This is a genomic window from Dietzia sp. NCCP-2495 (assembly GCF_026011735.1).
Lineage (GTDB): Bacteria > Actinomycetota > Actinomycetes > Mycobacteriales > Mycobacteriaceae > Dietzia.
Window position 1 is genome coordinate 18,340 of record NZ_BRVN01000005.1, and the last position, 22,276, is coordinate 40,615.

Genomic DNA, 22,276 nt, shown 5'->3' on the forward strand with positions numbered 1-22,276 from the left:
CGCACGAAAACACGCCGCACGAGAACTCAAGGAATGTCATGACCTATCCACAGCACGGTGATGCCTCGGGCCCTGACTCGGGCTCAGGTTTCACCGACTACACCGCCCAGTCCCCGTACATGTCCCCGTCGTCCGGCCAGCCGGATTCCGGTCAGATGCCGTACGCGGGGTCGACCTATGGCCAGCAGGGATTCCGACAGGACGTCTACGGCGCGATGGCCTCGCCGTCCGGGCTCAGTACGACTGATCCGCAGACCGGTCCGCCGTCGAACATAGGCTGGGCCGTGGCGTCGATCCTGTTCTTCTGGCCGCTGTCGTTCGTGGCGATGACCCGCGCGCTGCAGGTCTACCCGCTCTGGGCTGCCGGTCGGCATGCTGAGGCCGAGGCGGCCAGTGCCACGGCCAAGAAGCTGGGGCTGATCTCGATAGCCGTGGTCGCGGTCCTGATCGTGCTGTACTTCGTGTTCATCTTCGTGATGGTGGGCGTGGCCGCCACGGCGGGCTACTGACAGGCCCCGCAGCCCGCCGCCGGGCTCTCGGTGTCAGTCCAGGCGGGTGTCAGACCAGACCGAACCTGGGCGCCTCGATCGCGGGGCAGGTGTTCATCACCACGTCGAGGCCGGCTTGCGCCGCGCGCTCGGCCGCTGCCTCGTCGATGACACCCTTCTGCAGCCAGACCGCCTTGGCGCCCTTGGCGATGGCGTCGTCCACCACAGCCCCGGCGAGCTGCGAGTTCACGAACACGTCCACCACATCCACCTCGCCGGGCACCGACGCCAGGTCTGCGTAACCCTGCTGGCCGTAGACCGTCTCGGCCTTGGGGTGGACAGGCACGATCTCGTGCCCGAGCTCGCGGACGTACCCGGCGATCTCATAGGCGGTTCGCTCGGTGTTCGCCGAGAGACCGACCACGGCCCAGCGGCCCTTGTCGGACAGCAGACGCTTCATGACTTCGGGATCATTGACATGGCTCATACCCCCTTCAATGCCCGCTGGCGCCCGTTCATTCCTGGCGCTCGGTCCGCTAGTCCCCGACGGGCCTTGTGCGCGGGGACATCGCTACGCTCGCTGGCGCTCGCTCCACTAGTCCCCGACGGCGTCCTTGGCGCGTCGGACGATCTTCGGATCCGGGGCAAACACGACCTGCGGGTCCTTCTCCGGGTAGTCGAACTGGTGGAGGAAGTGGCGCAGGGCGTTGATGCGGGCGCGCTTCTTGTCGTTGGACTTGATGGTGGTCCAGGGTGCCCAGTCGGTGTCCGTGCGACGGAACATTTCTTCCTTGGCGGCGGTGTACTTGTCCCACTTGTCGAGGGATTCCAGGTCCATCGGCGAGAGTTTCCAGCGGCGCACCGGGTCGAGCTGGCGGATCGCGAAGCGGGTCTTCTGCTCCTCCTGGGTGACCGAGAACCAGAACTTGGTCACGCCGATCCCCGAATCGACCAGCATCTTCTCGAACATGGGCGCCTGGTCCATGAACGTCTCGTACTGAGAGTCCGTGCAGAACCCCATCACGCGTTCGACGCCGGCGCGGTTGTACCAGGAGCGGTCGTACAGGACGAGCTCACCGCGACTGGGCAGGTGACTGACGTAGCGCTGGAAGTACCACTGGTAGAGCTCGGTCTCGGTGGGCTTGATCAGGGCCACGACCCGGGCCTGCCGCACGTTGATGTACTCGGTGAACCGCTTGATCGTTCCGCCCTTGCCGGCGGCGTCGCGGCCCTCGAACACGATGACCTGCCGGTGCCCGGTCTCGGATTGCCAGCGCTGGAACTTCAGCAGTTCGATCTGCAGCAGGTACTTCTCCACCTCGTACTGGTTCCGGTCCATCCGCTTGGAGTACGGGTAGTTCTCCCGCCACGTGTCCACGGCTTTGCCGTTGATGTCGATGAGGTCGGGGTCCTCGCCGTGGTCGTCGCGGACCGTGTAACCCTCCTCGCGGAGACGGTCGATGTAGTGGCGGAGCTGGAAGGTGGACATGGGTACTGGTCTCCTGGACTGGGTCTGATCCGGGTAGTAGCTGGAACGAGTCGGAGCTGGAGCGGGCGCACTGCGGAACAGCAGTGCGAGACGACGGGACGGGGGACGAGAGGCAGTGCCGGGTGCCTGGTGCCCGGCACCGGGGCGGCGGGCGCTGCGCGGGTGGCCCGGGAGCTCCGGACCGGGCCAGGCCGCCTATTCGAGATCCACCACGACCGGCGCGTGATCGGATGCGCCCTTGCCCTTGCGTTCCTCGCGGTCGATGCTCGCGCCGGTGACCCGCGCGGCGAGGGCGGGGGAGTGGAGCTGGAAGTCGATGCGCATGCCCTTGCGCTTGGGGAAGCTCAGGCCGGTGTAGTCCCAGTACGTGTAGACGCCGGGTCCGGGCGTGTACTCGCGGGTGACCTCGCGGAATCCGGCTCCGTCGAACGCGGCGAATGCCTGACGCTCGGGCTCGGAGACGTGGGTTTTCCCGGCGAAGACCTCCATGTCCCACACGTCCTCGTCGAGCGGCGCGACATTCCAGTCGCCGACAAGCGCGACCTGCGCGCGCGGGTCGGCCGCCACCTCGGCGGCCGCATGATCACGGAGTCGGGCCAGCCATTCGAGCTTGTACGTGTAGTGCGGGTCGGACAGTTCGCGGCCGTTGGGGACGTACAGGCTGTGCACGCGGACGCCGTCACACACCGCGGAGATCGCGCGGGCCTCGGGATCCTGTGACACCTCGGGGTCCTTGTGGAAGCCGGGCATGCCGTCGAATCCGATCCGCACGTCCTCGAGTCCGACCCGCGACGCGATGGCCACACCGTTCCACTGGCTCAGCCCGTGGTGGGCGACCTCGTAGCCGGCCTCGGTGAACGCGTCGAACGGGAACTGCTCGTCCTTGCACTTGGTCTCCTGCATGGCCAACACGTCACAGTCCGACCGGTCGAGCCAGGCGAGAACCCGCTCTTGACGTGCACGGATGGAGTTGACGTTCCAGGTGGCCAGGCGCATGGAGCCAGTGTATTACCCCCGGGCGAACGCGGACGTGAGTCGACGGTGAACTCTCGGTATCGACGGTGAGGCGGTGCTCACTGTCGGACGGGTGGTACTCATCGTCAGGCGGCGGGCGATCAGCTGGGGTCGACGACGACGAGGTGCCGCATCGAGTGGTGGGGCTGCAGCCCGAGTTTCGCCCAGAGGCCCCGGCCGGCGGAATTGTCCGCGAACACGTGGAGGTGACACTCGGTCGCCCCGAGGCCGAGTCCCCATTGTGCGAGCGAGCCGGTGACGATCTCCGCCAGGCCCTTGCGGCGGTGGGTCGCCCCGGTCTGGACGCACGACACGGCCAGACGCGGCGTTCCGTCCGGTCCCGCGGTGACCGCCCCGCGGGCGATCGCCGCCAGTTCTCCGCCGTCCTCCAGGCGGGCGAACACGGCGTGGCCGCCGGGGCCGGGGTCGCCGCTCGAGGCGTCGGCGGTGGCGAGCATCGCCGGGCGCACGCGCTCGGGATCCAGGTCAGCGGTGGCGTGGTAGAGCGCCAGCCAGTCGTCGGCCGGAGACTCGTCCAGCGTCACCGCCGGTCGCGTGTCGGACGGGAACGCGGCGTCCACGATGTCCAGGAGTTCGCGGCTGTCGGCGGTGCAGAGGTGCAGCTCGCGGTCGGCGCGGATACGCGCGGGGTCGACAGGCTGGCCGTCGAGCATCATCTGCCCGGTAGAGGCCAGTCGCTCCACGTCCACGATCCGCAGGGGCTGGCCGCGGGCGGCGTACCAGTCGCGGACACCGTCGAGGTCAGTGCAGTCGGCCCACGGCAGGACCGGGACCGCCGAGTTCCGCCGGTACGACCAGTCGTCGCCGGCCCGGCAGAACCAGCCGTCGACGATCTCGTACTCCGTCCCCGGCCAGGCCAGCGCACCCGCGTACTCGTGGGCCCGGATGTCCCGTGCCCGCACCGGACGCGGCGGGATGACCTTGAGCACCGCGATGTCGGCGTCAGGGATACGCACGTCCTCGCCGGACTCGCGGCGCACGACCAACTCGGGTTCGAGCTCGGTCACGTGCCCGATCACATCGGTGTACAGGTGCGAGGTCTCGCCCGGGGCGAGGTGCCGGCGGACCACCACCCGCGTGCCCACGGCCACCTCGCGACCGGCGTTCCAGCGCGATCGGCCGGACAGTCCACGGTCAGGGTGAGCGGGGTCTGCCGGGTCGTGAGGCAGCTCAGCCACGGGGAGGGGCGGCGTTGTCGTCGTCGTCCTCGTCCTCATCCCGGAACGGATCGGGATCGACCGCCGGATCCCAGCTCAGGCCCGGCACACCCCAGCCCTCGTCACGGATGTGGCGCTTGGCGGCCTTGCGGTTCCGGCCGATCAGGTGGTCGGTGTAGAGGAATCCGTCCAGGTGGCCCACCTCGTGCTGGAGGCAGCGCGCGAACAGTCCGTAGCCCTCGATCGACACGGGCTCGCCGTGCTCATCGGTGCCGGTCACGCGCGCCCACCACGCGCGCCCGCGCGGGAAGTTCACGCCCGGGACGGACAGGCAGCCCTCCATGTCGTCATCGGGATCAGGCATCGTCTCCGGGATCTCGGACGTCTCGAGTACGGGGTTGACCACGCAGCCGCGACGCGTGATCCAGCCGCCGCGCGCCTCGACCTCCTCGCGGGACAGGCTGCCGCCGTCCTCGGTGTCCAGATCCGGGCAGTCGTAGACGAACAGGCGCTTGCTCACGCCGATCTGGTTGGCCGCGAGGCCCACACCATGTGCGGCGTCCATCGTCTCGTACATGTCCGCCACGAGTCCGGCGAGCTCCTCGGGCGACTCGGTGACGGGCTCGGTCGGTGCGTGCAGCGCGGGGTCGCCGAGAATGACGATGGGACGGATGGCCATGGCCCCAGATCTTAGTGCGCGGCCCCGGGAATCGACTGCCCGGCTGGCCTTTACCGCCGTCTCGGATCTGGCACCGTGTCGGGGGTCTGTGGTTCACTACGGGGGAATCACAACAGTGTGATCCGCCCTCCCCCTGACGGATCGGGAACTCTGACGGATCGGGAACCCTGACGGATCGGGAACCCTGACGGTCCGGGAACCCTGGCAGTCCGGGAACGGGGAGCGGCGGTGCCGGCAACCGAGGAGGCACGCACCATGGGGCGAGCGGCCACTACGGCACAGGACGTGCAGGTCGGAGACGAGCAGGCCATGACCGAGCTGCACGCCGCCGACCCCACGCTGTCCGACCGGGACCAGGCGATGCTGGAGTTCGAGCGGCAGTGGTGGAAGTTTGCCGGCTCCAAGGAGGAGGCGATCCGGCAGAAGTTCGACATGTCCGGGACACGCTACTTCCAGATCCTCAACAACCTCATCGACCGCCCCGAGGCGCTGGCCGCCGACCCACTCCTCGTCAAGCGGCTTCGCAGGATGCGCAGTAGCCGTCAGAAGGCTCGCGCGGCGCGCAACCTGGGAATGCGCCTCGACTGACCTACACTCGGGCGCGTGAGCGAGAACCCGCACGACCCGCAGCACTACGACGCGCACGCCGGCGACGCCTATGACGCCGACCCGTACGCGACCGACCACGGCCACCCCGGCGGCCCACAGGGCGAGGCCGGCCAGGCCGACGAGCCCGGTGGCCCGCCCTACCGCGCCATCGCCATGGTCCTGCTCTCGGCGGTCGTGCTGGCGATCGGAATCGGACTCGTCCAGCTGTTCGGCAGCGGGAACGACGAGAACCCCACTGCGGGCGAGGAGGGCACCTCACAGGTCGAGAGCAACGGCCAGACCGGCGCCGACGGGCAGAACGGTGCCGCTGGTCAGGACGATGCCGACGGCCAGGCCCCGCAGCCGGGCCTGGTCGGTCCGGACGGGCAGCCCCTGCCCCCGGGCGCTGACGGCCAGGAGCCCGGCGCCCCCGCCGATCCGAACGCCCCCGCCCCCGACGGACAAGCCGACCCCGCCGGCGGCCAGGGCCAGCCGGCCGACGGCTCCGCGCCGAACGTGAACTCCGTGCCCGTGCAGATCTACAACAACAGCACCGTGACCGGCCTCGCCGGCCGCACCGGCGAGCAGCTCCGCGAGGGCGGCTTCGCCGTGGGCGACGTGGCCAACATGCCGTCCAACCGCGGAGTCGTGGCCGAGTCCACCGCGTTCTACGGCACCGGCCCGGGCGAGCAGGAGGCAGCTCAGGCCATCGCCGACACGTTGGGAATCACCGCGAAGCCGCGGCCGGCGGACATGGTCGGCGATGCACCCGGCGTGATCGTGATCGTCACCCAGGACCTCGAGCGCTGACGACGATCGTCCCCCGTGGCCTCGGCAGGAGGGGCCTGACGATATGATGAGTCGGCGCACCCCACCGTACGGGACCGTGCACCTCAGCGACTTGCAGCAACCCGAGATCGAAGGAGCCCCCATGGCCCCGCGTCAGACCGTCCGCCGCCTCCTGGTCGCGGTTCCCGCACTCTCGCTCGCCCTCGGCGTGACCGCGTGCAGCCCGCCCAACGAGCAGCCGGCCGATGCCGACGCGCCGTACACGCTCCCCACCTACTCGGAAGAGGCGAAGCACACGACCGCCCACGAGGAGCCGGAGGCTGCCGAGGACTCCGAGGCCACGGAGGGCGCCGAGGGCGCCGAGGGTACCGACGCTGAGGGTGCTCCGGCTGAGGGTGCTCCCGCCGAGACCGCCGTTACCGGTGCAGCGGAGACCGGCGTCGCTGGAGACCAGGCTGCGGGCGGACAGGGTGCCCCCGGCGCCGCTCCCGCCCCGGCTGTCCCCGCCAACTGATTCCGCTCCCGCCGGTCGGCGACCGCCGACCGGCAATACTCGCGTGAGTCGCACTTTCTGCTGGTAGGTGCGCTTGAGCGAAACGCGACCGAGCCCTGTCCCCGCGTTGGGGGCAGGGCTCGAGGCGTTCCCGGGGTGGGCCGTGTGACGGGCTTCGCGGCGGGCTCCGGGGTGTGGGTTGTCTCCCCGACGCGGGTGATCGTGAGGTCCGCCTGGTGGTGAGGTCCGCCTGGTGGTGAGGGGTGCCCTCAGCGGGGCGAGTCGGGCCAGATGTCCTTGTCGTGGAGCTTCTCGAGGACAGGTGCTTCGTGGGTGATGGTGCCGTCCTCGACGCTTTCCCTGTAGGCCAGGTTCCCGACCCGGTTGGCGATCACCGGAGACGTACATACGGCGACCAGGGCGACCAGCAGGAGCATGCCCACGTCGATTCCGGGGAAGACGCGGATCGCCGCGCCGATCAGGATGAGCAGCAATCCGAGCACCTGCGGCTTGGCAGACGGGTGCATCCGGCTCAACGTGTCACGAAATCGCAGGACCCCGATGGAACTGGCGAGCGTCAGGAGCGATCCGGCGAGGACGAACAGAGCGGAGATGATCTCCCGTGGGTCGTCGGTCATCAGACTTTCTCCTCGGGGATTCCGGTGGCGTCGGTGACGCGGAAGCGGGCCACGGACACCGAGCCGAGGAACGCGACGAGCGCCAGAGAGACGAGCGCCGCCGCGACAGTGGTGTCCTTGGTCCAGGCGATGTAGATGCCGAGCCCACCCTGTGCGATGGCGGCGAGCATATCCAGCGAGATGAGGCGGTCCAGGGTGTTTGGGCCGCCGACGAGCCGGATGGTCGCGATGAAGAACGAGATCGTCATCGCGATCACGGCCAGGGTCCACAGGACCAACGAGATACTCACGATCGGGCCTCCTTCTCCGCCTCGGATGAATCGTCCCGGGGACCGTCCACACGCGGTGCCGTGCTCTGAGACGCAGTGGTCTTGGGCGCATCGGCCTGCGGGCCGACGACTTGCGAGTTGTCGTCGTCCGGGCCGCTGTCCGGTGGCGCCGTGTAGTGCTCGGGGTTCTCGCGCCAGTCCTCGGGCCGCTCGAACGCACGCTGGAAGAGCCGCTCCACCTGCGCGGTCTGGCGATAGAAGGCCTCGACCGCCTTCTCCGTGCCGGTGTCCAGGACGTGGATGTAGACGTAGCGGGCGACCGGGTCGACGCGCACCACGATGCCGCCAGGCATGAGGTTGAGCGAATTGACCGCGAGCGCGAGCGTGAAATCCGACCTCAGCCTCATGGGTGCGCGGAGTACCGCGGGGACCGGCGGGGCCTGGGGACGAATCGATTGCCACGCGACGATCAGCGACGAGCGGACGAGGAGGTAGCCGACCATGATGATCAGCCACAGTGTGGAGATCGGGCGGACCAGACCCTCGACGGGGACGCGGGGGAGGGGGAGGACGAGCATGATGCCGACGGCGACGAGGAATCCGGCTGCGATCGTGCCGACGTCCAACGTTCCCCACAGGAGCACCCAGGCGAAGGTCAACCACAGGGCCATGAAGAACCTGGAACCGGCGACGCGCCAGTTGAACTTCTGCTTTCTGCTCATGTCAGCGAACCCCTGTCGGATTGCCGACGAAGCGTCCCGGTTCCAGGTCGGCGGGAATCGTGTAGATGTACTCGCCTCGCTCCATGAGACTGTGCGCCGCGCGGTCGGTGACGGCGAGTAGCGGACCTGCGAACACGGTCATGAGAGTCGAGACCAGAACGAGGATCCAGGTCGAGGACAGCATGCTCAGGGGCATGCGGCCCACGTCGTCACGCTCATCGAACTCGACGTACTCATCAGAGGGCAGCAGCGCGAGAGGCTTGGCCAGCGCGACCGCACCCTCGGGCGCGTCGGCGCGGGGCCGCCAGAACGCCTTGGACCAGACTCGCACCACCACGTAGAGGGTGAGGAGACTGGTGGCCATCGCGCCGGCGATGAGGATCCAGTTGAGCGCTCCACCGACCTCGGCGCCGGCCTGGACGACGGCGAGCTTGCCGACGAACCCCGAGAACGGCGGGATCCCGCCCAGGTTCAGGGCAGGGATCAGGAAGGTCACGGCGAGGACGGGGCTGGCCACGGCCAGCGAACCGAGTCGACGGAGAGACGACGACCCTGCTTGACGTTCGATCAGACCCACGACCAGGAACAGCGTGGTCTGGACGATGATGTGGTGCGCGACGTAGTAGATCGCGGCGCTGAGTCCCGACTCTGTGGACAGGGCGATGCCGTACACCATGTAGCCGATGTGGCTGACGAGCGTGAAGGACAGGATTCGTTTGATGTCGGACTGGGCGATCGCACCGAGGATGCCCACGACCATCGTCAGCAGACCGGCCACGAGCAGGACGTTGTCCATGCTCCCCCCGGTGAAGATCAGTGTGTGGAAGCGGATGATCGCGTACACACCGACCTTCGTGAGCAGTCCGGCGAACACTGCGGTAACAGGTGCCGGTGCGGTCGGGTACGAGTCGGGCAGCCAGGTCGAGAGCGGGAAGATGGCGGCTTTGATCCCGAACGCCACGAGGAACACCGCGAAGATCGTGTTCCGGAGTCCGTCGGGGACCTCTGCCATCCGGGTGGCGAGTTGCGCCAAGTTGAGAGTGCCGGCCGCCGAATACGTCAGGCCGATCCCCAGGAGGAAGACCATCGAGGAGACCATCGACACGACGGTGTAGGAGACACCTGCACGGACGCGTTCCTGGCTGGCACCGAGCGTCAACAGGACGTACGACGCGGCCAGCAGGATCTCGAACCCGACGAACAAGTTGAACAGGTCCCCGGCGATGAACGCAGTGTTCAGACCCGCGGCCAGGGCGAGGTACGTGGGGAGGAAGATCGACGTCGGCTGGTCACCGGCACCGTCGCGCACACCCTGGCCGACGGCGTAGATGATGACGGTCAGCAACACCACCGCGGACACACACAGCATCAACGCACTGAGGCGATCCGCGACGAGCGTGATCCCGACAGGCGAGTCCCACCCGCCGACCTGGACGGTGTGCATGCCGTGTTGGTCGGTGAGGACCAGCAAGACCCCCGAGTTCACGAGCACACCGATGAGCGTGACGACCGTAATGAAGTTCTGCAGGCGGGGGCTGCGGGAGACGACCAGACACAGAGCCGCCGCGAGAAGGGGGAGCAGGGTCACGGAGGGGATGAGATAGCCGAAGAGGTCAGCAGACATCAGTTGCCTCCCTTCCGGTCGTCCGTGGCACGACGTTCGTTCTTGGCGAGTTTCTTGCGCAACTCCTCGACGCGGGCCAGTGCCTCGGCCTTGGCCGCGGCCTCGGCTCGCGATTCCGCCTCGGCCTCGGCCTCGGCGTCCTCGAGGTCTTCGTCCTCGTAGTCGACGTGTTCGCCGAGTTCGGTGGGCTGACCCGTGGTGGGGTCATCGGAGGCGTCGCGGTCGGGAGCCGACGCGGCGTCCTGGGGCGACCGCTTGGCGATCTTGGCGTCCTCGGCGTCGTCGGCGACCTCGTCCATGGTGGTGAACTGGTACGAGCGATATGCCAACGCGAGGATGAAGGCACCGACGCCGGCGGTGATCACGATCGCGGTGAGGATCATGGCCTGGGCCAGTGGATCCGAGTCCGCCAGGTGGTCACCCGAGCCCCGCCCGCGGATCGGTGGGTTCCCGGGGGCCCCGCCAGAGGCCAGGATCAACAGGTTGACACCGTTGGACATGGTCATGATCCCGAGCAGGATCTTGATGATCGCCCGTTCGAGCAGGAGGTAGACGCCGGCGGCACAGAGGATGCCGGCGAGCAGCAGGAGAGCGAAGTCGGCGGTCATGGCATTCCCCCCGGGGTGACGCCCTGGTTCTCGGCGGCTTCCAGCTGAGCGGTGCGGCGCGCGACCAGGTCGGACTTCGGTGCGGACACATCGACACCCGGGACCTTGCGGAGCGCTGCGGTGGACGGCGAGTCGGTCGCGTCGACGTAGATGGCACGGAGCTCCGCGAGGTCCTCGGCGTTGAGATCCAGTCGTGCGCCGAGGCTGCGGAGGATGTCCAGGACGAGTCCCACCACGATGAGGTAGACACCCGCGTCGAAGAACAGTGCCGTGACCAGCTTGACCTCGCCGAACACGGGCAGGGTCCACTGGAACGTCGCGCTGGACAACACCGGTGCCCCGAAGAATAACGAGGCGGTGGCCGTACCGGCGGCGAGCAGCAGGCCCACGCCGAGGATACGGCCGGCGTCGACCGGGACGGCCTCACCGAGTTCGTAACGCCCGCCGGCGAGGTACCGCAGGACGAGTGCGAGTCCGGCCACGAGTCCTCCGGCGAACCCGCCGCCGGGGTTGTTGTGACCGGTGAAGAAGAAGAACAGGCTCAGCACCATCATCGTGGGGAAGATGAGTCGTGTGGTCACCTCGAGGACCAACGAGCGGTTGCGAGGGTCGCGCACGGTGGCGCCCTTGAGCCAGCGGCCGGGCGAAGCGCCGGGCGCCTCGATGACGATGCGGTTGGCCTCGATGCCGAGTCGACCCGACCGGGTCTTGTCGGCGTCGGTGATCCGCGGTCCGGAGCCGTAACGACGGTTGCGGAAGACCAGGCTCGCCACGCCCGTGGCGGACACGAGAAGCACCGTGATCTCGCCCAGGGTGTCCCAGGCCCGGATATCGACGAGAGTGACGTTGACGGAGTTGGCGCCGTTGCCGATCCGATAGGCGATGTCGGAGAACACCGTGGAGACCGCCGGATGCTGGCGGGCGTTGATGGCGTAGGCGCCGACGATCATGACGAGCAGTCCCACGCCGATGCCGAGCCAGGCACGCACGCGGCGGAAGCCGTCGGACAGCGGAACCTCCGCGGGCATCGTGCGCAGGACCAGCACGAACGACACCATCAGCAGGGTCTCCACGAGCACCTGGGTCAGGGCGAGGTCCGGGGCACCGTGGAACGCGAAGATCACGGCGACGCCGTAGCCGGTCACCGAGACGCAGATGACGGCGGCGAGACGGTTTCGCAGGACCGTGGCGGCCACCGCGGCGACGGTCATCGGGATCATGACGATGAGGACGACGGGGTTCGCCGAGAGTTCCATCTGCAGACCCTCGCGGGTGCCGACGAGCAGCGAGATGAACGGGAACGTCACGAGGGTGACCAGGATGATCCCGAGTGTCAGCGGGAGTGAACCGCGCTGGATGCTCGCGGTCAGGCGCAGTGAGAGCAGGTCGAAGAAGCGCAGGACGCTGTCGTAGATCCGGTCGGCGTTACCGAGGGCCGGGGACTCGAACTGCATGCGCTCGACGATTCGCTGGGCGATGTAGAGCAGGGCTCCCAACACGTAGACGACGACGGTCAGCGCCAGCGGGATAGAGATTCCGTGCCACAGGCCGAGGTGGTAGTCGTGCTCACCGCGCCACGGGCTGCCGGCCGGGAAGACGGTGTCGACGTAGCTCGACAGCAGCGATTCGACGGGGGCGGACCACAGGCCCAGGACGAGGCCGGAGACGGCGAGAACCGCGGGCACCGAGAGGAAGAGCGCACCCGGTGCACGGGACTGGGCAACCGCGGGGCTCACCCCGTCCTGGAAGATGCGCTTACTGCGGAACGCGCCCCTGACCAGGCGGGCCGTGTAGGAGAACGTGAGGATCGAGCCGGCCACGAGTCCGGCGGTGACGACCAGCGCGGGCATGCCGTGCAGACGCTCCTCGGAGAGCACGGTGGCGAACGCGGCCTCTTTGCCGACGAATCCGATGAACGGCGGGAGCCCCGCCATGGAGAAGGCGGCGAGCGAGAAGACCACCGCGAGGGCCGGCCTCTTCCGGCCGAGTCCGGACAACTCGTGGATCTCGCGGGTCCCGGTGGTCTTGTCGATCACACCGACGGACATGAACAGTGCGGACTTGAACAGCGAGTGCGCCAGCAGCATGGTGAGGCCGGCGAGCATGGTGTCCCGGGAGCCGATGCCGACCAGCACGAGCAGAAATCCCAGCTGGGAGACCGTGCCGAACGCGAGCACCAGCTTGAGGTCGGTCTCGCGCAGGGCACGCCAGCCCGCCATGAGCAGGGAGACCAGACCCAGCACGATGAGCGAGAGCTGCCACGTCGAGGAGCCGGACAGCCCTGGGCTCATGGCGGCGATGAGGAACACGCCGGCCTTGACCATCGCGGCGGAGTGCAGATAGGCACTGACCGGGGTCGGGGCGGTCATCGCGCCCGGTAGCCAGAAGTGCAGGGGTGCGATGGCCGACTTGCTGGTCGCGCCGACGATCACCAGTGCGAGCGCCCAGTGGACGAGAGTGCCCGACGGCGGCGAGGCGACGATGTCGCTGAGGAGGTACGAGCCCGTCTCCTGCGCCAGGATGATCAGGCCGACGAGCATCGCGAGACCACCAAGCGTGGTGACGAGAAGTGCCTGAGTGGCCGCACGCCGCGACGACGCCCGCTCCGCGTAGTGGCCGACCAGCAGGAAGCTCAGGACGGACGTGATCTCCCAGAAGATGTAGAGGAGGATCATGTTGTCGGCCACCACGAGGCCGAACATGACACCGGCGAAGGCCACCATCTCCGCCGCGAACAGGTGCAGTCGCGGCTCTGAGTCCTTGAAGTAGAACGTGCAGTAGAAGAGGACGAGCGCGCCGACGCCCAGGGCGATGAGCGCCATCAGCGCGGAGAGGGAATCCATCCTCAGATCGAGGGAGAGGTGGATGCCGGCGGCCCAGGGGATCGTCTCCGTCGGAGTGCCCTGGAGGTTCCCGGCCACCCAGACCGCGCCAGCGGCGGGAACCAGGGCGAGCAGGGGGAATATCCGGCGACCGAACCGCGCAACCAAGGGGATCGCGATCAGGGCGGCCACGGCGTGGGCCGCGAGGATCACGATCACCGGCGGCTCCTCTCGTAACATCGTTCGGACGACGACAGCCGGGCATGCCCGTCCGAACTGGGCGGGTGACCGGTGGCCGACCGGGGCGTGGTATCTGTGAATACTTTACAGAACAGTGTTTCAGGCGCGCCGTCAGCGCAGGTGAAGCCTGGTCGCGGTGCTCAGCAGTGCCGCGATCGAGGCTTCAGTGGAGTCCCGGCCGAAGCCCAGTGCCCACGTCGATCTCCTCCCGCAGGTGGCCCGGAGAATGGTGCACCACGATTCGGTCCCGTCGAATGCGGTTCCCTCGTACTGGTGGAACTTCTCGATCTCGGCGGGGGCGCCGACGCTGCCGAGCATGTCGGACATCGCCGTGAGGTCGCCGCACGACCGGGTGGTGAGTCGATGGGCGGTGAAGTTACCCGGTTCGTCCTGCGGTGTGCGCGTGGCGAGGATCGCCTCGTAGGCGGTGATCCCGCGGCCGAGCGGGCGGCGGGAGAAATCGGCGAGGTGGAAACGGTCGGTGGAGGGTGCGAAGGTGTCGACCATCGTCTTCCAGCTCATCCCGGCGGCCTCGTCGGCGAAACCGCGAGGGAGGCGGCGGCCATAGCGCTCGGTGAACGGGTTGCTGGTGGTGGCGGCGGCGGACCCGGAGGTGCGGGTGGAGTGGTGCGCGGCGGAGTTCATGGCTCTCTCGTTGTTCGACGTCGGTGCGGCGACCGACGGAACAGGAGTAACCACGCAAGCGGGGTGCCGGTCTGTCAGGCCCCGTTGCGTCCGATTACTACGAGAAGATTCCGCATGGCATGCACTCTAGCGGTCCGCTGAGGAGCCCGGCAAGGCACGCCCAGGGCTCAGTTCTCCCGACGCTCGGCGTACTGCCGCAGGTTCTCGACCTGGTCGGCGTCAAGAGAGGCGGTCACTGCCTCGCGGGCGCGGGACACGTCGTCGGCGGTCACCTCGGCGGCATCGATGTCCCGGCGCATCGCGGTCAGGGCCGATTCGCGCAGGAGCGCCGCGCAGTCGGCGGCGGAGTATCCCTCGAGGTCCGCAGCGAGCCGGGCGAGGTCGACGTCGTCGGCCAGCGGCACGTTGCGGCCGGCCGCGCGCAGGATGTCGGCGCGGGCCTGCGCGTCAGGCGGCGGCACGAAGACCAGCTTTTCGAGCCGGCCGGGGCGGAGCAGTGCGGGGTCGATCAGTTCGGGTCGGTTGGTCGCGCCGAGGATCACCACGTCGTCCAGCGGCTCCGCACCGTCGAGTTCGGTGAGCAGGGCCGCCACCACCCGGTCGCCGACGCCGGAGTCGCCGGTCTGTCCGCGGCGCGGGGCTAACGCGTCGATTTCATCGAGGAACACCAGCGACGGGGCGGAGTCCCGGGCCTTCTGGAACAGGTCACGCACGGCCTTCTCCGAGGAGCCGACCCACTTGTCCATGAGCTCGGCGCCCTTGACCATGTGCACCGTCAGGCGGCCGCTGGCCGCCAGCGCCCGCACGACGAAGGTCTTGCCGCAGCCGGGCGGCCCGTAGAGCAGCACGCCGCGCGGGGGCTCCACGCCCAGTCGCTCGAACGAGTCGCGATGCTGGAGCGGCCAGAGCACGGTCTCGGTCAGCGCCTGGCGTACCTCGACCATGTCGCCCACGTCCTCGAGGGTGATGGAGCCCAGGCTCAGTTCCTCCGTGCCCGAGCGCGACAGCGGCCGGATCACGCTCACGGCACCGAGCAGGTCGTCCTGCTCGAGTCGGGGTTCGGTGTCGGAGTCGGAGCCAGAATCGGCCTCGGAGTCGGTGCCGGCACCCGTGGTCGCCCGGGCGGCGGCGCGCAGGGCGGCCTCCCGGGTCAGCGCCCGCAGGTCGCCGGCCACGTAGCCGGGGGTCAGGTCCGCGACCGCGGCCAGGTCCAGCTCGCCGGCGGGGACGCCGCGGAGCATCACCCCGAGCAGCGCCGCGCGGTCCGCGGCGTCGGGCAGTGGCAGGTCCAGGACCCGGTCGCAGATCTCAGGGTCGCGCAGGCGGGCGTCGGCGTCCTCAGACCGTACGCACGTGGCGACGAGGGCGGATCCGGGGTGCGCCACCACCGAGCGGAGCCGGTCGAGGATCAGCGTCGCGACGGGTTCGGTCTGGGCCGGCAGGAGGGCGTCGATGTCGGTGACCAGCAGGATGCCGCCGTTCTCGCGGGTTCGTTCCGCGGCCGCACGGACGGCCTCCAGTCGGGCGGCGGGGTCGACGGTACCGACGGCGGGACCGTCCAGCACCTCGAGTCGGCGGCCGCCGGCCACTGAGCGCACCATCGTCGCCTTGCCCACGCCGGGCGGGCCGGCCACCAACACCCCGAGGTGCGGCGACGCGCCGAGGGTGCGCAGGAGCTCGGAGCGGTCCAGTGCCAGTGCGAGCCACTGGGCCAGGACCTCGGCCTGGTCGTCGACGCCCACCAGGTCCTCGCGGGCGACTTCGGAGATCGACGAGGCCCCGCCCGTGGCCGGCTGCACCGATGAGGGAGTGGACGTGGGTGGTGTCGTCGTCCTGGGGGTGGTCCCGAAGGAGGCCCCGGCCCCGGCCGCACCGCCGGCCGCACCGGTCCCGGCCGCAACGCTGGCCCCACCGCCGGCCGTCCCACCGGCCTCGAGCACCGCGGTGGTGGGCTGCACCGACACGATCCCCTCCGGCACGGTCGCCGTGACGGTGAGCAACTCGGTGCTCCACGCGGAGCCCATTGTGTTGCGCAGGGTTCGGGTGGTGTCGGAGGTGGGGAAGTCGGGGCCGAGGTCGCGGGGCAGCAGCGTCACCGAGTCGCCGACGCGCACCACCTTTCCCAGCAACGCCGACCGCAGCACGCGCTCGGGTACCCCGCGTCCTGCGGCTGGCAACCCTTGCACCTCGATGCTCTGCGCTCCCGTCACCTGCGCTGCTTGGACGGCCACTCGGGCGTTCTCGCCGAGGCCACAGTTGGCGGCCACCACCTCGTCCACGACCAGTACTCCGCTGGGGGATCCGGTACCCGCCGCCGCCACGACGGCCCCGGTGGTGCGGGCGCCGACGATCTCGATCGCGTCCCACTCGCGCATCCCGAGTGCGAGCAGCACCTCGGGGTGGGCGCGCACGATGCCGCGGCGGGAGTCGGCGGCCGAGGCCGACAGTCGCAGGGTCAGGTCAAGGGACGGGCGGGGGTTCACGGCTTCGAGACTAACGGCGGCCCGCCTCATGGGGCGGGCCGCCGTCAACGGTGGAGGTGGGAGCAGGCCGGCGGGCCGCCGGTCCGGGATCGGGCCGTCAGCTCACCGAGTGCTTGATGGAGTTCCAGGCGACCGGGATCTGCTTGGAGTAGTACGACCAGTTGTGCATGCCGGTGGGCAGGTGGTCGATCGTGGCCGGGATGCCGAGTTCACCCAGTCGGCGGTCCGCGGCGTGGGTGCACTGGCCGGTGGCCTGCTCGAGGGCCATGCCGGCGACGAAGTTGGCGACGTCGTTGTTGTAGGAGGCCCAGTCACCGGGGTTGGCCACACCGGTGCCGGACGACATGTAGATGGCCTTTCCGCGCAACTGCTCCGCGTTGATCAGCGCGTCGTGGGCGACCCACTGGTCGTTGCCGGGAGTGCCCCACATGTTGGTGAGGTTCGCGCCGCGACTCTCGACCGTGTAGCGGGTGAGGATCTGGCCGAGCGCGTCGGTGGAGTAGCAGCCGGAAACACCGAAGACGCCCTTGTAGAGCTCGGGGTTGCGGGTGGCCATGGTCATGGCCGCGCCGGCGCCCATGGAGATGCCGCCGATCGCGCGGTTGGGGTTGTTGCTGACCCTCGGCTCGAGGTGCTTCGGCAGGTCCTGGGTGATGAACTTCTCCCACTTGCTGATGCCCAGGACCGGGTCCTGAACGTTCCAATCGGCCCACATGGAGCCCTGGCCGCCGGTCGGGATGACGAGGTTGACGTTCTGGTCCTTGAACTGCTCGGCCGCGCCCCACTGCATGAAGCCGCTGGGCAGCTCGGAGCCCACGCCGTCGAGGAGGTAGAGGAACGGGGCGTCCGGATTGGGGGCGCGGTACACCTCGACGGTGATGCCGCGCTTCATGTCGCCGGAGTCGATGAGCCAGCGCTCGTAGCGGCCGTCCCGCTCCGTCACGCCGATGACCTTGGTCTCGGTGATGTTCGGGTTGGGCTCGGGCGACGGCGGCGGCGGACCGGCGAACATATTGGGCGAGAAGCCGATCGCGTTGGCGATGCCCATCATCGATGAGCCCGAGGATCCCGGCAGGTTGCCGAGGTACAGCAGCTGGCTCAGGCTCTCCGGGGACAGGGTGCCGAGCGCATCATTGGCGACCGACTCGGGGCTGACCGTGCCCACCGACTGTGCCTGCGCGACCGCAGGGGTCAAGCTGAGCGCGAGCGCGGTGGCGGCCGCGGCGGCGACGGCCCCGCGGGCGACGCGGCCGAGCCGGGGGGTGCGGGTGGCCCGGCGACTGTCGGGGCCGCCGGCGGTGGCGGAGGCGTCGATCTGGACGGGCATGAGGACTCCTTTATCTCTGACGGCCAGTGGCAGCACCGCCACTGGTGTCACTATCGCCCCATCTCATCACACTGTTACCGCCCACGGGAACGTCACTTCTGTTGAGGGTGGTCAGGCCTCGTGGGTGTCGACGCTCAGCGGTACCGCTGCAGGAACGCGGCCTCGGCGAGGGCGATCCGCTCGATCTCCCGCGGATCCACGCTCTCGTCGGGGGAGTGGATGGCCGCCGCCGGGTCCTCCACACCGAACAGGGCGATGCTCGCCTCCGGGTGCGCCCGCCGCAGCGCCGTGCACAGCGGGATGGACCCGCCGGAGCCGATCTGGGCCACCTCGTCCGCGCCGTAGGCCTGCGCGAGGCTCTCGGACAGCAACTCGTGGACCGGATCGCTCTGCCCGGCCGGAACCGCGCGGAACGGGTGCCCCACGGCTTCCGGCTCCACGGTGACCCGCGCGTTCCACGGTCGACGCTTCTCGATGTGCTCGACCAGCGTGCGCTGTGCCGCCTCCGGGTCCATGCCGGGCGGGACACGCAGGTTGACCAGTGCCCGGGCCCGGGGCTGGACGGCCGCGATGGCCCCCTCGACCGGCGGGCAGTCGATCCCGAGGACGGTGGCCGTGGGGCGCGACCACACGAGCTCGGCGACCGGGGCGGCCGTGGACAGCTCCACGCCGTCGAGCACCCCGGCATCCCTCCGGAACGTCTCCTCCGGGTAGGCCTCTCCGTCCCACTGTCCGGTGAAGTCCAGTCCGTCGACAGTGGTGGCTCCGGTGTCGGTGTCACGCAACGATGCGAGGATGGAGATGAGCGCCGCGAGCGCGTCCGGCGCCGCGCCGCCGAACTGGCCGGAGTGGACCCCGGCCTCCATGGTGTCGACGGTGACGACGACGTTGGCGATTCCCCGCAGGCTGGTCGTGAGAGTGGGGGTTCCCACCGCGACGTTCCCCGAGTCCACGATGAGGATCGCGTCCGCTGCGACGAGGTCCGGCCTCTCTGCGACGAGGTCATCGAGCCCGCCTCCACCGGTCTCCTCGGAGCCCTCCACGACGAGCCGGATGCCGAGACCGTCGAGCGGATCCGCGTCGTCGCCCAATTCGGCGAGTGCGCGCAGCGCGGTGAGGTGGACGACCAGGTTGCCCTTGCAGTCGGCCGCCCCGCGGCCGTACCACCGGCCGTCACGCTCCGTCAGCTCCCACGGTGAGCTGGTCCACGCCGCCGGGTCCCCCGACGGCTGCACGTCGTAGTGGCTGTACAGCAGAACCGTGGGACGGCCGGGCGCGGCGGGGCGGTGCGCGAACACCGCGTGCGAGCCGTCCGAGGTCTCGATCACCTGCACGGACTCCGGCCCCAGTCCCGGTACGGGAAGTTCCCCCAGCAGGTCCCGTACCAGGTCGCGGGCCTGAGCACACGCCTGCGGCTCCGCGTCGTGGACCGAGGGGAACGCGACGAGGTCGGACAGATCGGACCGGGCGCAGTCCATCTGGGTGGCCACGGCGGCGGCGAGCGCCGAGAGGTCGGGGTGCGGATCGGTGAACGAGGGTGAATCGGCCATGGGTCAAGGATAGGTCCGCGATACGACACGCGACGGGAGGTGAACGCAAGGTGAACGGAGAGTGACGTAATATCTCGGGGCATGAGCTTTGTGATTGTGGTCACCCCAGCTGAGTCTGAGTACCGTGACGCCACCGACCTGGCACTGCTGCCGGAGCGCCTGCGTGCGGATCTAGAAGCCCTGCGTGACGAGATCGATGAGCGGTTCCCCGAATCCGACGCGATCGGGGAGACCGGTGCGCTGTCGGAGCGCCCGACCATCGAGGGTGTCGGCGTGGTCATCCATCCCGAGGTCCTCACCCGGCCGCTCGTGGTCAATGCGGTCATGCGGTTCGCCGCGCGTCGGCAGCTCCTGGTGACCTCGCCCGAGCTCGGCCTGGTGGCGGATCCGCGCGATCGCATCGATATCGACGTCCACCGCCGACCGACCATGGCCGGCGCGGCGATCACCGACCACGCTGTGCGGGGCCGCCCGTACGGCACACTCCCGTGGGTCACCCGCGAGCTCCTGGAGCAGCTTCTCGCAGCACTGGTCGTGGACGGCGACCGTCTCGAGCTCGAGTGCGATGCCCAGCGGTGGTTCCTCTGCGAGCGTGTCGACGGCGAGCTGGCGGTCTCCGTCGCGGACGGGCCGGACACCGCGCTCCGCGCACGGGTCCTGTCGCCCGGTCACCTCGGGCTCGTGGCGGATGCCGGATGGGCGTGGGCGCGCAATGACGCCGACTGGACCGCGTTCTTCGGTGCTCCGGAGGTGTCCGCGGCCTGATCTCGCCGGCGGCGCCGACGGAATACGCCGGGCCGCCGGAAGTGCCTAGACGGAGTTGTCGTACCGCAGCGATGCCACCACGGCGTCGATGACCTCGGGGTCCTGGACCCCGGGCTCGCCCTCGTCGGCCATGAGCACGAACACGATCGAGGCCGGAGCCCCGTCGGGCGTGCGCGTGGACACCGCGATGGTGTCGAACCGGATGACGGGTGGGGTGCAGATGTTGCGCGGCGGGTGCACCTCGCCGCGCAGTGACACGTGCCAGGCCGGGACCCCGGACACCCCGATGCTCTGGGCCTCGGGCACGGGCACCTCTGCTCCGGCCTGGGTGAACCGCCGGTCGATCGAGTCGGCCATCGCGCGTGAGGCCGACTCCGCCTGCTCGCGCGCCTCCCCGGGCAGAACGGCCGCACTGATCCCTGCCAGGGTCCGGAAACTCATCCCGCTCAACGGGCAGTAGTCGCGGTCGGCGATCGCGTTGGCGACGGTGATGTAGCCCGAGCCCCAGTCCGAGCCGGGATCGGGGCCGTCCTCGGGCACGCCGAACGGGTCGCCGACCTCCCAGTCCGGCGGCACCGAGTAGACGAGCCCGCTCGGACTGTGGACGTTCTGCCAGTCGGCGGGCGGCGGGCCCTCGGCGAGGGTGGGGCCGGGTTGTTCGCGCGGGGTCTGGTCCGGGCTGTCGGCCCCGCGGTCCAGGAGCCCGCACCCGGTCAACGCCGCGACGAGGGTGCCGGAGACCAGGGTGGTGGCCGCAGCCCGGACCATGTCGGACTCAGCTCCGCTCGACGAGGGTCTTGATCCGCTGGAGAGAGGTGGACACGCCCTGGTTCATCTCGGAGGTGAACGAGGGCTGCCCGCCGAAGAACTTGTCGGTGAGGAAGCGGGAGATGAAGGTCAGGCCCTCGGGGACCTCGCGGCGTTCGGTGAGGCGGGTTCCGCCGGATGCGGTGGGTTCGAGCTCGAACACCCAGATGGTCGTGTTCTCGGTGATCCTGTTGGCGAACTTGCGGCCGGGTTCGAACTCCACGACGCGACTGGTGGTGGGCCAGAACAGGGGCCCGCGCTTGTTGATGTTGAGGGCCCACGTGCCCTTGGTGGTGCGGCCGCCGGGAGAGATGATCTTGACGGCCTGGCTGCTCCACTGGGTGGCGTTGCGGACGTCGGAGATCACGTCCCAGACGCGTGCGGGCAGGGCGTCGATCTCGATCGAGCTCTCGATACCGGCGGTGTTCTCGGTGTTCTTGGTGGTCATGGGGTGCCTTCCTGATGTGGGGCGGTGCGGTGCGGCCTTACTGTTCGGCGAGGGCCTTGATGTGGAGCAGGGAGGATGACGGGCGCGGCGCCGCGGGGGTCGACGAGTCGGGAGAACCCGACGACGACGACGAGGTGGGCGTGCCCTTGCGGCCGGTGGGCAGCAGACCGGAGAGCGTGCGGACCGCGGCCACGAGGGCGGCGGGTGGCTCGCTGCGCTCGGTGAGGCGCGTGCCGCCGGAGGCGGTGGGCTCGAGCTCGAAGATCCACAGCGTGCCGTGACCGCCGGTGCGGTTGACGAACCGCCGCTCGGGCTCGAACCCCACCACACGGCTGGTGGTGGGCCAGAAGACGGGGCCCTGGCGGTTGACGTTGAGCGAGTTGGTCCCGAGGCGGGTGGGGCCGGAGGTGGCGTAGACCTTCCGGGCCTGGCTGCTCCACTGCGGGGCGTTGCGGACCTCGGAGACGATCTGCCACACCCGGGCCGGCGGGGCGTCGATCTCGATCGATTTCCCGCGGGATGTCGGGCCCTGTGGGGCGGCGGTGGGGTCGCTGGACATCGGGCCCTCCATGGGGTGTCGGGGACAGCGACTCGATGGTAGGGCAGCGCC

The 22,276-nt window shown here is 69.4% G+C and carries 23 protein-coding genes; 5 read left to right on the plus strand and 18 right to left on the minus strand.

Features of this window, described 5'->3' with window-relative positions:
* Window positions 1-38 precede the first annotated feature (38 nt).
* Window positions 39-509 (plus strand): CD225/dispanin family protein, encoded by a 471-nt coding sequence (locus OPF83_RS06585; RefSeq protein WP_264886478.1) that lies wholly within the window; start codon window positions 39-41, stop codon window positions 507-509.
* A gap of 49 nt (window positions 510-558) precedes the next feature.
* On the opposite strand, the gene OPF83_RS06590 is transcribed toward OPF83_RS06585, so the two are convergent.
* The 5 genes from OPF83_RS06590 to OPF83_RS06610 all read right to left on the minus strand — a co-directional run bounded on the left by OPF83_RS06590 (window position 559) and on the right by OPF83_RS06610 (window position 4,848).
* Window positions 559-975: a CoA-binding protein gene (locus OPF83_RS06590; protein ID WP_264886479.1), complete on the minus strand. Its 417-nt coding sequence runs from the start codon at window positions 973-975 to the stop codon at window positions 559-561.
* Between the two features lie 108 nt (window positions 976-1,083).
* A complete protein-coding gene (gene ppk2 / locus OPF83_RS06595; RefSeq protein ID WP_264886480.1) occupies window positions 1,084-1,977 on the minus strand; it encodes a polyphosphate kinase 2 in 894 nt (297 codons plus the stop codon).
* Between the two features lie 195 nt (window positions 1,978-2,172).
* Window positions 2,173-2,973: an exodeoxyribonuclease III gene (locus OPF83_RS06600; RefSeq protein ID WP_264886481.1), complete on the minus strand. Its 801-nt coding sequence runs from the start codon at window positions 2,971-2,973 to the stop codon at window positions 2,173-2,175.
* 119 nt (window positions 2,974-3,092) lie between these two features.
* Complete coding sequence (locus OPF83_RS06605) at window positions 3,093-4,190, minus strand: GNAT family N-acetyltransferase (protein ID WP_264886483.1); 1,098 nt, start codon at window positions 4,188-4,190, stop codon at window positions 3,093-3,095.
* Window positions 4,183-4,848 carry a peptide deformylase gene (locus OPF83_RS06610; RefSeq protein WP_264886485.1) on the minus strand — a complete coding sequence of 222 codons (666 nt, stop codon included), beginning with the start codon at window positions 4,846-4,848 and terminating at the stop codon, window positions 4,183-4,185. Before OPF83_RS06610 ends, OPF83_RS06605 begins: the two co-directional genes overlap by 8 nt.
* 309 nt (window positions 4,849-5,157) lie before the next feature.
* Here OPF83_RS06610 and OPF83_RS06615 point away from each other — a divergent pair, with 309 nt between their 5' ends.
* The 3 genes from OPF83_RS06615 to OPF83_RS06625 all read left to right on the plus strand — a co-directional run bounded on the left by OPF83_RS06615 (window position 5,158) and on the right by OPF83_RS06625 (window position 6,739).
* Window positions 5,158-5,436, plus strand: coding sequence for a DUF3263 domain-containing protein (locus OPF83_RS06615; RefSeq protein WP_264886667.1), 279 nt, complete (start codon window positions 5,158-5,160; stop codon window positions 5,434-5,436).
* Between the two features lie 15 nt (window positions 5,437-5,451).
* Complete coding sequence (locus OPF83_RS06620; RefSeq protein WP_264886487.1) at window positions 5,452-6,246, plus strand: LytR C-terminal domain-containing protein; 795 nt, start codon at window positions 5,452-5,454, stop codon at window positions 6,244-6,246.
* A gap of 121 nt (window positions 6,247-6,367) precedes the next feature.
* Window positions 6,368-6,739 carry a hypothetical protein gene (locus OPF83_RS06625; RefSeq protein WP_264886488.1) on the plus strand — a complete coding sequence of 124 codons (372 nt, stop codon included), beginning with the start codon at window positions 6,368-6,370 and terminating at the stop codon, window positions 6,737-6,739.
* Between the two features lie 248 nt (window positions 6,740-6,987).
* Here the strand turns inward: OPF83_RS06625 and OPF83_RS06630 are convergent, their stop codons facing one another.
* The 10 genes from OPF83_RS06630 to OPF83_RS06675 form a co-directional block, all read right to left on the minus strand.
* Entirely contained in the window at window positions 6,988-7,356 is a 369-nt protein-coding gene (locus OPF83_RS06630) for a monovalent cation/H(+) antiporter subunit G (protein ID WP_264886489.1), read from the minus strand.
* Window positions 7,356-7,646, minus strand: coding sequence for a monovalent cation/H+ antiporter complex subunit F (locus OPF83_RS06635; protein WP_264886490.1), 291 nt, complete (start codon window positions 7,644-7,646; stop codon window positions 7,356-7,358). Before OPF83_RS06635 ends, OPF83_RS06630 begins: the two co-directional genes overlap by 1 nt.
* Window positions 7,643-8,347, minus strand: coding sequence for a Na+/H+ antiporter subunit E (locus OPF83_RS06640; protein ID WP_264886491.1), 705 nt, complete (start codon window positions 8,345-8,347; stop codon window positions 7,643-7,645). Before OPF83_RS06640 ends, OPF83_RS06635 begins: the two co-directional genes overlap by 4 nt.
* A 1-nt stretch (window position 8,348) precedes the next feature.
* The gene (locus tag OPF83_RS06645; RefSeq protein ID WP_264886492.1) at window positions 8,349-9,971 is read right to left on the minus strand and encodes a Na+/H+ antiporter subunit D; all 1,623 of its coding nucleotides are present in this window, start codon (window positions 9,969-9,971) and stop codon (window positions 8,349-8,351) included.
* Window positions 9,971-10,579, minus strand: a complete 609-nt coding sequence (locus OPF83_RS06650) for a Na(+)/H(+) antiporter subunit C (protein WP_264886493.1) — start codon at window positions 10,577-10,579, stop codon at window positions 9,971-9,973. The genes OPF83_RS06645 and OPF83_RS06650 overlap by 1 nt, the downstream gene beginning before the upstream one ends.
* A complete protein-coding gene (locus OPF83_RS06655; protein WP_264886494.1) occupies window positions 10,576-13,620 on the minus strand; it encodes a Na+/H+ antiporter subunit A in 3,045 nt (1,014 codons plus the stop codon). The genes OPF83_RS06650 and OPF83_RS06655 overlap by 4 nt, the downstream gene beginning before the upstream one ends.
* 132 nt (window positions 13,621-13,752) lie before the next feature.
* Window positions 13,753-14,286, minus strand: coding sequence for a hypothetical protein (locus OPF83_RS06660; RefSeq protein ID WP_264886495.1), 534 nt, complete (start codon window positions 14,284-14,286; stop codon window positions 13,753-13,755).
* 167 nt (window positions 14,287-14,453) lie between these two features.
* On the minus strand, window positions 14,454-16,769 hold the full coding sequence (locus OPF83_RS06665; RefSeq protein WP_264886496.1) for an AAA family ATPase: 2,316 nt from the start codon (window positions 16,767-16,769) through the stop codon (window positions 14,454-14,456).
* 97 nt (window positions 16,770-16,866) lie between these two features.
* Entirely contained in the window at window positions 16,867-18,096 is a 1,230-nt protein-coding gene (locus OPF83_RS06670; RefSeq protein ID WP_264886497.1) for an alpha/beta hydrolase family protein, read from the minus strand.
* 134 nt (window positions 18,097-18,230) lie between these two features.
* A complete protein-coding gene (locus OPF83_RS06675; RefSeq protein ID WP_264886498.1) occupies window positions 18,231-19,646 on the minus strand; it encodes a dipeptidase in 1,416 nt (471 codons plus the stop codon).
* A gap of 81 nt (window positions 19,647-19,727) precedes the next feature.
* Between OPF83_RS06675 and OPF83_RS06680 the strand changes: the two genes are divergently transcribed.
* A complete protein-coding gene (locus OPF83_RS06680) occupies window positions 19,728-20,411 on the plus strand; it encodes a hypothetical protein (RefSeq protein ID WP_264886500.1) in 684 nt (227 codons plus the stop codon).
* A gap of 45 nt (window positions 20,412-20,456) precedes the next feature.
* Here OPF83_RS06680 and OPF83_RS06685 read toward each other — a convergent pair whose 3' ends face one another.
* The 3 genes from OPF83_RS06685 to OPF83_RS06695 are packed head-to-tail and all read right to left on the minus strand — an operon-like array spanning window position 20,457 to window position 22,225.
* Entirely contained in the window at window positions 20,457-21,179 is a 723-nt protein-coding gene (locus tag OPF83_RS06685) for a hypothetical protein (protein ID WP_264886502.1), read from the minus strand.
* 7 nt (window positions 21,180-21,186) lie between these two features.
* Window positions 21,187-21,666, minus strand: a complete 480-nt coding sequence (locus OPF83_RS06690) for an SRPBCC family protein (protein WP_264886503.1) — start codon at window positions 21,664-21,666, stop codon at window positions 21,187-21,189.
* A 37-nt stretch (window positions 21,667-21,703) separates the two neighbouring features.
* On the minus strand, window positions 21,704-22,225 hold the full coding sequence (locus OPF83_RS06695; protein ID WP_264886505.1) for an SRPBCC family protein: 522 nt from the start codon (window positions 22,223-22,225) through the stop codon (window positions 21,704-21,706).
* Window positions 22,226-22,276: the final 51 nt, after the last annotated feature.